Below are 12,992 nucleotides of genomic sequence, written 5' to 3'. Positions count from 1 at the left end.
CGCCAATTAGTATTCGCTTCATAAACCACTCTATTATAATCAACCTTGGCCATCATTTCAAGGCTGATGATCATCTTCAGTAGATTGCTGCATCGCAGCCACCTGCCGAAGAGTCCTGCAAGCCTGCTCATATCGGAATCTGAGCGGCTCGGTTATGCCGTAGGCTTCCCGGATATCATCATCGTTGGCAGAGCCGTAAACCGTGAGCAGCAAGGTCAAATGGAGCGCGGCAGCGTAGCTGTCTACCGTCTCGTCATCCTCTCTTTGCATCCACTGGTATGCCGATGTGCCATACAGAAATTGGAGACTTTCCTTCCAAAGCTCTCTGGCAAAATGAGGAAGAGTCGGGTCATCTGCTTCCGTTACCGTCTCGACACGTTCCAGAATTCGGATGACGGGCTGAGGAAAATCATCCAGCGCGAGCGGAGTCGCCTCGATATCGAGCTCTACCTTCTCCCCCATCCGGTCAAGCAGCAGCTGTCCGGATATTTCCCGCTTCCGCAGGCATTGCAGGGCCTTGAATTGCACAACCGGATGAATCGGCTGGCCGCTCGACAGCCAGTCCAGCATGACCTGATCCACTTCCGGAGATTGTATGTATGCTGCGCGCTCCAGCGCCAGAATCTGCTGGTCGATCATTGGATGATGCTCCATAATATAGAGCACTTGCTTGATGTAAGCCTCATCCTGCTCGGGCGGGTTCAGAAGCTGCTCCCGGAAGCTCTCTTCGTTGTCTTCCGCTTCCTCCGCCTGGCCGGAGGTTATGCCGCCGGTCTCTTCCGAGTTCGGAAACGCCATTTCCAGCCAATTGAGAAGACTGCCCCATTCCTCGTAATGCCGTTCATCCTCACCGCGGCACTGAAGCAGGAAGCGGAGCAAATTTTTGGCCTCGCCGTACTGCTCGGATTCCAGCATACGGGTGAGCTGAATTTGATAGTGATCCAGCATCTTCGGAAATAAATATACGTTATCTGGTGTAGTTATGGTATCACCCCTTGCCCTTCAAACCGCATCATTCGTCTGCCTATTGCTTGCGTTCGATTATATCATGGAACCTGCTAATATAAAAACTACCCGTCCCCAGTCTTGATTTCTCCGAGGCGTATATGCTATATTTACCAAGCGAATTTTATTCGCGCATGAAGTTCAACGGTAACCAGGGTTCGATTTTCTCCAGCCGCCTCAAACTTTTTCAAATTCCCTATTGCCAAGTACAACAATCGCATGCTATACTCATTCTTACGTGTCCCAGTAGCTCAGCCGGATAGAGCACACGCCTTCTAAGCGTGCGGTCGGGGGTTCGAATCCCTCCTGGGACGCCATTCCCATAACAATGAATAACCCGCAAAGCCTTGTCTGACAAGGATTTGCGGGTTTTTTTCTTTCCTTTTCGGTTACATCCCCTAAGAAGTCCCCTCGGGCTATAATCTGACGTTATGCTTCAATCCCGCAATTGCTAATTGATGCGCTGTTCCTCGCCATCACGTTATTGGTTTCACGATTTGTCAGAACGGTCTTCTCATGAGTCACGCCCCAGTCCCTCATAAAAATGATAAGAGGCCTTAACGTTTCGCCAAAATCGGTAAGCGAGTATTCCACCCTTGGCGGGATCTCCTTGTATATCTCCCTATGGATGACGCCGTCGCTTTCCAATTCCCTTAATTGCAGCGTAAGCATGCGCTGCGTAATCCGGGGAAATAGTCTCCGCAGCTCATTAAAGCGTTTAGGCCCCTCCGTCAAATGATACAAAATAACGCCTTTCCACTTCCCGCCTATGACATCCACCGTAACGGTCACCGGGCACCCAAAATTGACTATATCCGTTTTGTTATCCATGTTTAAGAGGACTCCTTTGCATTGAGACTGTAAACGGCTCTTGTCCTTTGCCCGTTCATTGGTATCTTTTTTAATACTATAACACAATATTGATATTATCCTACAAAATTGTGCGTACTTGTTGTAATGCATTTATGAATGTAAGATCTAATTTATCAACGCGTTGATTAATATTCGATACTTGAAAGGATAACAACTACAATGAATAACGCTCAAAAAAAGAAAGAAGTCCTGGATGCATTCGCCTTTCGTCACGCCACAAAAGAATTCGATCCAAATCGAAAAGTTTCCGATGAGGATTTTCAATTTATTCTGGAAACGGGAAGACTCTCCCCAAGTTCAGTCGGTTTTGAGGCTTGGAAATTTCTCGTCGTTCAAAACCAAGAAATCAGAATGAAAATCCGTGAGGTTGCATTCGGCGGACAAGGACAACTTCCGACGGCAAGCCACTTGATTATTCTTCTTGCCCGCAAAGACGTTAGATACGATTCCGAGTATGTAGAATACATCTACAAGAACATTAAGGGCTTGTCGGATGAGGCTTTTAAGACAATACCGGTCGTATACAAAGATTTTCAGGAAAATGATCTTCATATCCTCGACAATGAAAGAACGTTGATTGATTGGTCCTCCAAACAAACGTATATCCCGCTTGCAAACATGATGACGGCAGCCGCCCAAATCGGCATCGATTCCTGCCCAATGGAAGGATTCAATAAAGAAAAGGTTACAAGGATCTTGAAAGATGCTGGTGTCTTGAATGATGAATTGTATGAGTTGTCGGTAATGGTTGCTTTCGGATATCGTGTTTCCGAGCCCAGATTCCCGCAAGTTCGCCGTCCGATGGATGAAGTCGTAGAGTGGATTCATTAAGAAGCAAACCCGCTGAACTTTGAATATCAAAGATTCGCGGGTTTTTTTGATGTTTCTAATGAAGGTGCATAAAAAAACGAAGCCCTTATCCAGGCTCCGTCAAAATCCGCTTATACGGCTGTAAAAGCTTTTTCCGCTACGAATTGATACAGCTTCTCTACCTGCTCTTCGCTCATTTCGCCGCTGTTATCATAAATTAAAATAGATGATTGCGGGATATCCCAGTTAATCTCGGGTACAAACGCGATGCGTTTCTCGAATTGCGACCAGTGCTCGAGCTTCCATTGGTCACGTTCCGTCTGGCGTCCGATAATGCGGTTCTTCTGCAGCTCGATATTGTCCAAGGTAACAACGATTACCTTAACATCCACCTGCGCTTTTGTCAGACCTGCAGCCGTAATGACTTCCTCAATCCAAGCTTTATTTTTAAGCTCTGCCGTAAAAGGAGAGATCATAAAGACGTTTTGACCGGCTGCCAGATTCTCGATGCAAATATCTTTGGTTGTGTCGTATTCCAGATCGCGAAGATTTTGTTTGTAGAAATCCGAATCACGGTCGTTCTTGTCGAGTCCGTTACGCTCCAGCAGAGCCTCAACAAACCGTCCGCCTACCGTATCGCGATCCAAAAAAGCAGCCGGAATCCGCGCCGCCAGCTTTTGAGCCACGGTTGTCTTGCCCGTACCCGCCACACCTACGAAAAACACTAACTTTTGCAATGCTTGATGCCTCCACTATAATACTAGTTTTATCCTCCTATTGTACCACTCCTCGCCTAATAAAGGTATCATAAAGGTAACAAAATCCGTTAGTTTCAAAGAATCTGCCTTACAAAAAAAGGATAATGCCCTCCCGGTTAAAGCCATACGAAGCGTGGCTGCTTCGAAAGCTTTCGCTTTGCGCGTCAAGAGTGTTCATTATCCTTGGATGTTATCCTTGTAGTCTGCCTGGATCCAGTATGCCCATCGACTCTACATGCTTGCGGGTGCCTTCTGTCCCATGCTCATGTATAAACAAATAGATATCACGAAGAATGGCATCATAGCCTGCATTCATGCGTTTGTCTGTAGTTTCATCCTGCAGGGTGCCGACCGCGTAATTGTAATGCCCCGTTATCGCTTCGTCCATGCTCGATAAATCCTCGAACATCACCTGCAGCTGATTGAATTCCTCATCGTTAGCCGTAATCTCCAGCTCATAGGAAGCCGCTCCCTGATCCTGCAAAATTTGTCCGGCCTGGACCGATACATAATATTTTTTGCGCTCATCGCCTGACATCGATTAATTCTCAGCTCCTTTTTACAAACATGCGCTCTTAGCATCCCCCTGCGGACAGACATTTTATCCCTTTTTTCAGCATATAACGGATATTATCGCTACAGGAGTCCAGCAGAAGAGAGGAATGAGAATATGTGTGGAATAACCGGCTGGATCGATTGGACCCGGGATTTAACCCAAGACAGCAGCAGCCTGGTCAAAATGACAGAGACATTATCGCTGCGCGGTCCTGATGCGTCGGGTACATGGATATCGCCAAATTGCGCGCTTGGTCACCGCAGACTCAGCGTAATTGATCCCGAGAATGGCGCTCAGCCGATGATTCGGCGCTCGGGCGATGACACATATGTCGTTGTCTATAACGGCGAGCTTTACAATGCGCTTGAATTAAGGAAGGAACTGGAGGACCGGGGCAGAACCTTTACCACGCACTGCGACACGGAAGTGCTGCTTGTGTCTTTCATGGAATGGGGTAAAGCCTGCGTCGAACGGTTTAACGGCATCTTCGCTTTTGCTATCTGGGATGTTACCGAGCAGGAGCTGTTTCTGGCCCGCGACAGACTTGGCGTAAAACCGCTGTTCATCAGCTTCGCGGATGGACTTTTTATTTTTGGTTCGGAGCCTAAAGCCATCCTGGCACATCCGGCTGTCAAAGCCGAGGTAGGAGCGGAAGGCTTGGCGGAAATCTTTATTATGGGTCCCGCGCGTACGCCTGGCCAAGGGGTCTACAAGGATATTACCGAGCTATTGCCGGGTCAATGCATGACGGTGAACCGCTCCGGCAGCCGCAAAACCAAATATTGGAGCCTTGAAAGCATTCCTCATGAAGAGGATGTGGATGCTACGGCCGAACATGTCCGCGAGCTCCTGAAAGATACAACAGAGCGCCAGCTTGTATCGGACGTGCCGGTTGGAACGCTGCTCTCCGGCGGTCTTGACTCCAGCGCGTTAACAACGCTTGCCGTGCGCTATTATGAGCAAACCGGTCAAGGCAATGTTCATACGTATTCCGTCGACTATAGGGATAATGACAAGCATTTCAAAGCGCATGCCTTCCAGCCGAACAGCGACGCCCCTTGGATTGAGCGGATGACCAGTCATCTGAATACGATTCATCATCCGATACAGTTCGATACGCCAGAGCTTGTTGGCGCGCTTCGAGACGCTACCCTCGCCCGTGATTTGCCGGGCATGGCGGACGTGGATGCCTCCCTCCTGCTGTTCTGCCGCGAGATCAAAAAAGGGGCGACGGTTGCGATCTCCGGCGAAGCGGCCGATGAGATCTTCGGCGGTTATCCTTGGTTCCATCGCGAGGAAGCGTTAAGCGCCAACACGTTCCCGTGGTCCCTGGCTTCTTCCATGCGTGCCGAGCTGCTCGCACCGGATGTTGCAGCCTGGATCAAGCCCCTTGATTACATCGGCGACCGTTATGCGCAGGCTATTGCCGAAGTGCCGCATCTGGATGGGGAATCCGAGACGGTACGCAAAATGCGCAAAATGTCTTATTTGAACATTACGCGCTTTATGCCTACTCTACTCGACCGGAAGGATAGGATGAGCATGGCCGCCGGCCTTGAAGTTCGCGTCCCGTTCTGCGATCACCGCCTGGTGCAGTACGTATGGAATATCCCTTGGGAGATCAAGACAGCCGGCGACCGCGAGAAGGGCATTCTTCGCCGGGCGTTGAAGGGCGTGCTTCCCGACGATGTGGTCACCCGCAAGAAAAGCCCGTATCCGAAGACGCATAACCCGAACTACCTTGCAGCCGTAAAAGGCCTGTTCCTCGACATCCTAAACGATCCGTCCTCTCCGCTGCTTCCGCTCATTAATGTAAGCAAGCTTAGAGAGCTGGCGGAATCCGATTCGGCGAAGTCGAATATTCCTTGGTTCGGACAATTGATGTCCGGTCCGCAGCTGTTCGCCTATTTGTATCAGGTGAATACTTGGCTGAAGGAGTACGGAGTAAGCGTAAAGTAACGCTCGCTGCACAATGTTAAAAAGAGAAAAAACGTCACCGGAGCAATCCGGTGACGTTTTCGTGCTGGCCTTATTTAGTTGGCAAGCATCTCGATCAGCTTCGCGAGAGCATTGCCGCGATGGCTGATCGCCTGCTTCTCTTCCTTGGTCAACTCCGCCATCGAGCGGTCAAGCTGCGGAAGCCAGAATAACGGATCATAGCCAAATCCGCCTTCGCCGCGCGGACGCTCGGCAATAAAGCCGTCGACCGTGCCTTCTGTCTCGACAATCTTTCCGGTTGCCGGGTCATACAAGGCGAGCACGCAAACAAACTGAGCAGGACTTAGCAGCCTTGTACCGTCCGCAAGCGGCTCTGCCGCATCCGGGGCGTTCAGGCGCCTCAGCTCCTCTAGCAGCTTTGCATTGTTAGACGCGTCAGTCGCGCCTTCGCCGGAGTAACGGGCTGAATAGACCCCGGGGGCTCCGCCGAGCGCAGTGACGCGAAGGCCGGAATCATCAGCGAGCACTGGCACCTGGAACGCATCGCCTGCCGCCTTTGCTTTAATGCGGGCATTGGCTGAGAACGTATCGCCGTTTTCCACAATATCGGGAAAAGCCGGATACTCGTTCAAGCTGGCAACCGTTCTGCCAAGCTTGGCAAAGGCATGAGCGAATTCCTTTACTTTGCCCTCATTTTTGGTCGCGATCAATATTGGCTGTGTCACTTCGATTATCCCCCGATTCGCTCCGCAATCTCTCCTAATGCCGCACGCTGCTTCTCGATCAGTTCCTCAATCCCGCCTTCCGCCAATTCCAGAAGCTGGTTTAATTCCTCCCGCGAGAACGGGGCATCTTCACCGGTACCCTGCAGCTCAACAAATTTGCCGCCTCCGGTCATCACCACGTTCATGTCGACCTTTGCCTTGGAGTCCTCGTCGTAATTCAAGTCAAGCAATGCGCGCTCCTGAATAACGCCTACGCTGACCGAAGCAAGAAAATCGGTAATCGGGTATTTTGCAAACTGCGTTGTTTTCGACAGCTTGTTCACCGCAAGACACAACGCCACAAACGCGCCCGTAATGGACGTTGTGCGCGTACCGCCGTCTGCCTGGATGACATCGCAGTCGAGTGTAATGGTCCGTTCGCCAAGCGCCTGCAAATCTACGACTGAGCGAAGCGCGCGTCCGATCAGACGCTGAATTTCCATCGTCCGTCCGGACAGCTTGCCCTTGGCCGCTTCCCGCTGGTTGCGGGAATGCGTAGCCCGCGGCAGCATGGCATACTCGGCGTTAATCCAGCCCTTGCCCTGTCCCTTCATGAATGGCGGCACCCGCTCCTCAACGCTGGCCGTACAAATCACCTTTGTCTCGCCAACTTCGATAAGAACGGAGCCCTCCGCATATTTATTAACGCCTGTCGTTATCGTAACCGGCCGAAGCTGGCTTGGTTGCCGACCGTCTGTTCGCATCCTTATGTTCCTCCTGCATCTTTCGCTTTAACTAGTATGTAGTGGCTTTGCAATCTTTCCTATTTTACCAAAGTGACTTGTGAAAAGCATCTTTTATGTGAAAAAGCAGCTCCGCAAGGTCACTTGGACCAAACGGAGCTGCTTTTTTTGCCGATAAAGCCGCCTTAGCTCTTAATCGCGTTTACATGATGCGGACGGGATACTGGCGTGCTGTAATCCACATTGTTCTCATCCGTCACCTTTTGGCCGTTCAAGGTAATTTGAACTTTGGCTGCGCCAGTGTTTTCGGTGATTGACAGAACGATCGCTTCCAGCATTTCCGCAGGAGCAGGAAGACCTTGTTCAAACGCCTGGTCTTTCAGATCCACCGTTACCGTGTCATCCTTTTGATTGATGCTTGTCACTTCCACATCATTGGTCAGAACCGCCGTCAGATTCTTGGCGTTCAGCGGGCCGGTGATCAGCTGTTCCAAAGCAGCCTGCGCGGCGGACTCCTCTGTACGGTTAATCAAACGGGTAACCGGTACATAATATTGTTCATCGCTCGAAGTTTGGGACGAGAAGTACAGGGTAACCGGCGTCGAGTTCAAATAGTTGACGCCATCGGCAGCTTCAAGATTGATCCCTACGGAACGTGTCAGCGGCTCATCAAGCGGGAAGCCGTCCTGCGGCATTTCCGGCAGTTTGGCGCCTTCATACCACAGCTCCACGCCTTTTGCGCCCATGGCCGTAATCGTCCAAGTGATGGCCTCTACGATCGTGCGCTCGTCCGTTGCCGGATAATCGCTGAAGGTTCCGCCAAATTCAATGGTTGCGAGCTGCGTTTTGGGATCGATGTGAAGCGACTTAACTTCGGTACCTTTTGGAAGAACCGCCCGGAAATCCTCCGGCAGCTGGTTGGCGAAGCTTCCGCCGTCCACCATGATTTCAAGCGCCTTTTTGCCGGCTTCATCAACCGCATTTTCGGTAAGTGCTGTTTTCAGTGATACCGGTGCGAGATACCCGTTGGGATCCTCGAGGTAGACGGTCAGATTGGAATCGTCGTCTTGTCCAGGCTGTACAGCCTGTCCGGTGTTTGTGCCGTCTACAGCACCTGTTGATTCCGTTTGCTGCGGCGGGTCGATCTCCCCTTTTGTATCCTGCGAGATCAAGCCGCATCCTGTTGCCAGGATGGGAAATACCAGCACACCGCAAATTGCTGCACGGCGGATCCATTTTGTTTGAGTCATTACTTTTTCCTCCCCAAATTTTGGTATTGCCTGTTCGGCGGCTTTGTACATTTGTTAATTTGTAGTACTATGTATACGAGCCCTTCCCTTTTTTAGACCAGTTTTGTCCACAAAATCTGAGGGGGTAATCAAATTGTTTAATCAAGTCACTTACAGCTTGAACAGCCGAGAGGTTGCGGACGCAACAAACGAATGGCTCGAGAAACGAGGCGTGTCCAAAACTTCCATTGCGCAGCTCGTTCATTTTCTGCAGAAGGATTATTATCCTGAACTGACACTGGACGATTGCATCGATCACGTCGAGTCCGTCCTGTCTAAAAGAGAAGTGCAGAATGCCGTATTGACCGGCATCCAGCTTGATCTTTTGGCGGAGGAAGGCAAGCTGATGGCACCGCTTCAAGAAATGGTCAGAAATGACGAAAGCCTATACGGCTGCGATGAAATATTAGCCCTGTCCATTGTTAATGTTTACGGCAGTATTGGATTTACGAATTTTGGCTATATCGACAAGCTGAAGCCCGGCATCTTGAAGAAGCTTAATGACAAGAACGATGGTCAGATCCATACCTTCCTGGATGACATCGTTGGAGCCATCGCAGCTTCCGCGGCAAGTCGACTTGCCCATCGCAAGCAAGCTGGACGCGAAGAAGAAGCAGAACGATTAAAGGAATAGAAACTGGCAGAAAAGCTGTCCTACACCTGTAGGGCAGCTTTTTCTTTTGCCCGCTTTTCTCTCTGAACCTTTTCTATTTTATTGGAATAATTTAGTAGTGAGCGAATGAGAGAGGAGTGACCAGAGAAGGATGAGCGAGAATCATATCGTTAAGCATGACTTCGGGATAACGCGGGAAGATAGACAGCTTCTCAATGGTCATCAAAGCTGCATCCTGTGGTTAACCGGACTATCGGGCTCCGGCAAATCCACCTTAGCGGCAGCCATAGAGCAAGAGCTGGTTAATCTCAATTGCCGGAGTTATATTCTGGACGGCGATAATCTCCGTTACGGGCTGAATCGGGATCTAGGCTTTCGGCCGGAGGACCGGTCAGAGAATATCCGCAGAATCGGAGAAACCGCCAAGCTGTTTGTTGATGCGGGGATCATCACGATTGTGGCGGCGATCTCTCCTTACAGGCAGGACCGCGACAAGGTGCGAGCGTCCATCCGCCCGGTTGATTTTATCGAAGTATATGTGCAATGCACCGTTGAGGAATGCGAAAAGAGGGATCCCAAAGGGCTGTACAAAAAAGCCCGATCCGGAGAAATCGCGCATTTCACCGGCGTTTCCGCGCCATACGAGGCGCCTCTTCAACCGGAGCTTGTTCTCGAGACTAACAAACAAACGGTGTCTGATTCCGTTAACGAGATTATGGCTTATATCCGGCGTTGCGGGATCATTTATTCCAACAAGGAAGAAGGGGAGACAAAGTGACCGACAAGCTGCTTCTTTACTTGCATCTTCCGAAAACGGGGGGATCTTCTTTTACCCAGGCTATTAACGAGAATTGCCCGAATACGGTGCACTTCTATACCATGTCAAACGGTATTCAGCTTAGTGAACGGCTTATACACGCAGATGCCTTATGCGGACATTTCATCTATGGCATTCACCACTTCACGGACCGTCCCTTTCAATACGTGACGATGCTGCGCAATCCCCTTGAACGAACGCTTTCCTACTTTTATTTCAAATACAAAAATCCTAAATATGTCATTTCTTATAATAAGGAGCTAACTTTCGAGGAGTATGCGCTTGACCCCTTCTATGATCTTGAATACTGCAATCTGCAGTCCAGAATGATCACCGGCGAGCTCAACAATCCCTATCCGAATTACAAAAAAGCCCGGGATCTTCTTGCTAATGAATTTGCCTTTGTCGGCATTACGGAGCAGTATGACATGTCTTTATATTTGTTTATGCGCATGATGAACTGGGAGCCGAAGCATTATCCCAAAGTAAATGTTACACCGGGGCGTCATTCAGATCTTAAGCTATCCGGCCAAGCGGTCAAAAGTATTCTGCAAAAAAACGAAATCGACCAAAAGCTGTACGAATATGCGTACAGGCAATTTAATGAACGTATATTCGATCTGTCCTATGAACAGGAAAAAAAGCTCAAGGCTTATTTAAGAGAAGCGAGAAAATAAGAAAAAGGCCCCACCTCCGTGAAGCCTTCGCTCATTCCTTATTCAGCCGTACGAAACATAACGGTATCCGTTGTTCCGGTCCGAACGACCTTTCCCCGCTTCTCCAAATAATGAAGATGGGCGATCGTCTCCGACATCGCAAAGCGCAAGTTATGGGGATTCGTCCGCAGATGACCGCCAAACAAATGCTCGCAAAGCTCAAAAGCGCTGCTGGGCACTCGCAATATTTCCCAGATCTTGTTCAGGCGCCGGCCATGATGCTGCTTGATTTCAATAATCCGGTTGGCAAAATCGGTGAACGGCTCGCGGTGACCCGGAAAGGCCAGCTCCACCTTATAGTCGTATAGCTCGTCCAGGCTTTTCAGGAAGCAGCCTAGCGGATCCTCTTCCTCTCCGGGATTAAACGCAATATTAGGCGTGATATGCGGCAGCACCTGGTCACCGCAAAGCATGTATTTGTTGTCCGGCTGATAGAAGCACAGCTGTCCAAAGGCATGGCCCGGCGCGTCAATCATCTGCCATTCCAATCCGCCAAGCTGAAACGTATCGCCAGGGTTCAAATAAGTGACTTGAGGCTGAGGAGACACCTTCCGGACAAACCCGTCAAGGTTATTCTTGATCTCAAGCGTTAACTCCTCCGGCATCCCATGGATAGCGAAGTGCGCACGGAGCTCATCCGCGTAAGTGCTGCTCTCTCCCCATAGCCGTCTCGTATACCCGTGAGAGCGTTCCGAGATAAAGACCGGCGAGCCCGTCCGTTCCTGAAAGTACCCCGCCAGGCCATAATGATCCGGATGCTGATGCGTAAGCACAATACGGGTAATTTGCTCCATTATAACGCCATGATTCAGGAAGGCCTCTTCCCAGGCTGCAAGAGCTTCGTCCGTATGCAATCCAGGATCAACGAGGGTATAGCTCCCCCCGCTCTCCGGAATCAAATAACTATTAACCCACTTTAACGTAAAAGGAAGCGGAATCTTTACCTGAATCCATCCGCCGTCCCATACCTTTGTCTCCACGGTCATGGATGCTGTGCCCTCCCTTACTAAATCCTAGCCGAAGCTACTCCTACCACTCGACCAGCGCAATGATTCCCGACAGTCTAGTATTCGCTTAACTTGCCGGGCTTACTTGATTAACGCGCTGGAATAAGACGGCTTGTATGTTGAAGTTCGGTAATCGTTGCAGCGCCTATGCCGAACATTGCCGCACGCAGCTCGAATTCAATACGCTCGAATTGCTCAATTAACTGTTCAACCGATACCTTTGTATCATCGTTTGCGGCCCGAGGAAGAAGGGCGCGGCCAAAGCCCGCTATATCCGCTCCAAGCGCAATGGATTTGGCTGCATCTACCCCGTGCTGCAATCCGCCGCTTGCAACAACCGGGATATGCGGCAGCCGCTCTTTCACCTCCATAATGCTCTGCGCGGTCGGAATTCCCCAGCCGGCAAAAGCTTCCGCCGCCAATCTGCGCATCGGATCATTCTGCCGGTACTTCTCGACCTGGCTCCAGGACGTGCCTCCTGCCCCTGCCACATCAATAAAGGCTGCACCCGCCGAAGCGAGAGCCGCAGCCGTATCGGCGTCAATTCCCCAGCCAACTTCCTTAATGCCAACCGGTACTGACAGAGACCGGCATACTTCCTCAATCCGAGGCAGCAAATCACGGAAGTTGGTATCGCCTTCCGGCTGGAATACTTCCTGCATGCTGTTTAAATGAAGCACCAGCGCATCGGCTTCCGCGATTTCCACCGCTCTTCGGCATGCCTCCACGCCATATCCGTAATTAAGCTGAACAGCTCCGAGATTAGCGATCACAGGCACGGATGGAGCAATATCTCTTATATAAAAGGAAGCCGCCAATTCCTCTTGTTCAATTGCGGCGCGCATCGAACCAAGTCCAATCGCCCAGCCTTGGGTTTCTGCCGCCTCTGCCAAGCGCCTGTTAATCGCGCCGGCTTCGCTTGTGCCTCCTGTCATCGAACTGACGAGCAGCGGCGTACGCATTTGCCGACCCAGCCACTCGGTATCCAGCAGCACGTCGTCAAACGCAATTTCCGGAAGAGCATTATGGCGGAAGCGCAGTTGCTCAAACCCCGTATCGATCCCTTCCCCGGCCACGTTCTCCTGCAGGCATATGCGGATATGCTCGCTTTTGCGTTTCGATGTGGAAGCGCTTGCCCCCGATATTTGCTCTACTGTCATATA

14 protein-coding genes and 1 tRNA gene are annotated in these 12,992 nt (G+C 50.6%); 6 read left to right on the top strand and 9 right to left on the bottom strand.

Annotated elements, in window-relative coordinates:
- Positions 1 to 57 precede the first annotated feature (57 nt).
- Positions 58 to 948: a hypothetical protein gene (locus tag M3194_RS22270; protein WP_251656290.1), complete on the bottom strand. Its 891-nt coding sequence runs from the start codon at positions 946 to 948 to the stop codon at positions 58 to 60.
- 297 nt (positions 949 to 1,245) lie between these two features.
- Between M3194_RS22270 and M3194_RS22265 the strand changes: the two genes are divergently transcribed.
- Positions 1,246 to 1,322: transfer RNA gene (locus M3194_RS22265), tRNA-Arg, on the top strand.
- Between the two features lie 112 nt (positions 1,323 to 1,434).
- On the opposite strand, the gene M3194_RS22260 is transcribed toward M3194_RS22265, so the two are convergent.
- Complete coding sequence (locus tag M3194_RS22260) at positions 1,435 to 1,836, bottom strand: winged helix-turn-helix transcriptional regulator (RefSeq protein WP_251656289.1); 402 nt, start codon at positions 1,834 to 1,836, stop codon at positions 1,435 to 1,437.
- A 201-nt stretch (positions 1,837 to 2,037) separates the two neighbouring features.
- Here M3194_RS22260 and M3194_RS22255 point away from each other — a divergent pair, with 201 nt between their 5' ends.
- Entirely contained in the window at positions 2,038 to 2,709 is a 672-nt protein-coding gene (locus tag M3194_RS22255; RefSeq protein WP_251656288.1) for an NAD(P)H-dependent oxidoreductase, read from the top strand.
- A gap of 110 nt (positions 2,710 to 2,819) precedes the next feature.
- Here M3194_RS22255 and M3194_RS22250 read toward each other — a convergent pair whose 3' ends face one another.
- Together M3194_RS22250 and M3194_RS22245 are read right to left on the bottom strand one after the other, a co-directional pair.
- On the bottom strand, positions 2,820 to 3,425 hold the full coding sequence (locus M3194_RS22250) for a P-loop nucleotide/nucleoside kinase family protein (protein ID WP_251656287.1): 606 nt from the start codon (positions 3,423 to 3,425) through the stop codon (positions 2,820 to 2,822).
- Between the two features lie 211 nt (positions 3,426 to 3,636).
- Positions 3,637 to 3,984: a hypothetical protein gene (locus M3194_RS22245; RefSeq protein ID WP_251656286.1), complete on the bottom strand. Its 348-nt coding sequence runs from the start codon at positions 3,982 to 3,984 to the stop codon at positions 3,637 to 3,639.
- Positions 3,985 to 4,116: 132 nt separating this feature from the next.
- Here M3194_RS22245 and asnB point away from each other — a divergent pair, with 132 nt between their 5' ends.
- Positions 4,117 to 5,961 carry an asparagine synthase (glutamine-hydrolyzing) gene (gene asnB, locus M3194_RS22240; protein ID WP_251656285.1) on the top strand — a complete coding sequence of 615 codons (1,845 nt, stop codon included), beginning with the start codon at positions 4,117 to 4,119 and terminating at the stop codon, positions 5,959 to 5,961.
- Positions 5,962 to 6,035: 74 nt separating this feature from the next.
- On the opposite strand, the gene rdgB is transcribed toward asnB, so the two are convergent.
- From rdgB to M3194_RS22225, 3 genes are all read right to left on the bottom strand, one after another.
- A complete protein-coding gene (rdgB, locus tag M3194_RS22235) occupies positions 6,036 to 6,665 on the bottom strand; it encodes an RdgB/HAM1 family non-canonical purine NTP pyrophosphatase (protein ID WP_397334373.1) in 630 nt (209 codons plus the stop codon).
- Positions 6,666 to 6,670: 5 nt separating this feature from the next.
- Positions 6,671 to 7,408, bottom strand: coding sequence for a ribonuclease PH (gene rph, locus M3194_RS22230; protein WP_251656284.1), 738 nt, complete (start codon positions 7,406 to 7,408; stop codon positions 6,671 to 6,673).
- A gap of 164 nt (positions 7,409 to 7,572) precedes the next feature.
- On the bottom strand, positions 7,573 to 8,637 hold the full coding sequence (locus tag M3194_RS22225; RefSeq protein ID WP_251656283.1) for a GerMN domain-containing protein: 1,065 nt from the start codon (positions 8,635 to 8,637) through the stop codon (positions 7,573 to 7,575).
- 133 nt (positions 8,638 to 8,770) lie between these two features.
- Between M3194_RS22225 and M3194_RS22220 the strand changes: the two genes are divergently transcribed.
- From M3194_RS22220 to M3194_RS22210, 3 genes are all read left to right on the top strand, one after another.
- The gene (locus M3194_RS22220) at positions 8,771 to 9,310 is read left to right on the top strand and encodes a phosphatidylglycerophosphatase A family protein (RefSeq protein WP_251656282.1); all 540 of its coding nucleotides are present in this window, start codon (positions 8,771 to 8,773) and stop codon (positions 9,308 to 9,310) included.
- 130 nt (positions 9,311 to 9,440) lie between these two features.
- Positions 9,441 to 10,067 carry an adenylyl-sulfate kinase gene (gene cysC, locus M3194_RS22215; protein WP_251656281.1) on the top strand — a complete coding sequence of 209 codons (627 nt, stop codon included), beginning with the start codon at positions 9,441 to 9,443 and terminating at the stop codon, positions 10,065 to 10,067.
- Entirely contained in the window at positions 10,064 to 10,783 is a 720-nt protein-coding gene (locus M3194_RS22210; protein ID WP_251656280.1) for a sulfotransferase family 2 domain-containing protein, read from the top strand. Before cysC ends, M3194_RS22210 begins: the two co-directional genes overlap by 4 nt.
- Positions 10,784 to 10,821: 38 nt before the next feature.
- Here M3194_RS22210 and M3194_RS22205 read toward each other — a convergent pair whose 3' ends face one another.
- Positions 10,822 to 11,808, bottom strand: a complete 987-nt coding sequence (locus M3194_RS22205; RefSeq protein WP_251656279.1) for an MBL fold metallo-hydrolase — start codon at positions 11,806 to 11,808, stop codon at positions 10,822 to 10,824.
- Positions 11,809 to 11,918: 110 nt separating this feature from the next.
- Entirely contained in the window at positions 11,919 to 12,989 is a 1,071-nt protein-coding gene (gene fni / locus M3194_RS22200) for a type 2 isopentenyl-diphosphate Delta-isomerase (RefSeq protein ID WP_251656278.1), read from the bottom strand.
- Between the last annotated feature and the right edge of the window lie 3 nt (positions 12,990 to 12,992).

It is taken from the genome of Paenibacillus glycanilyticus (genome assembly GCF_023715145.1).
Classification (GTDB): Bacteria; Bacillota; Bacilli; order Paenibacillales; family Paenibacillaceae; genus Pristimantibacillus; species Pristimantibacillus glycanilyticus_A.
Note: the sequence above shows the minus strand (reverse complement) of the source record. Positions and strands in the feature narration are given on the sequence as shown.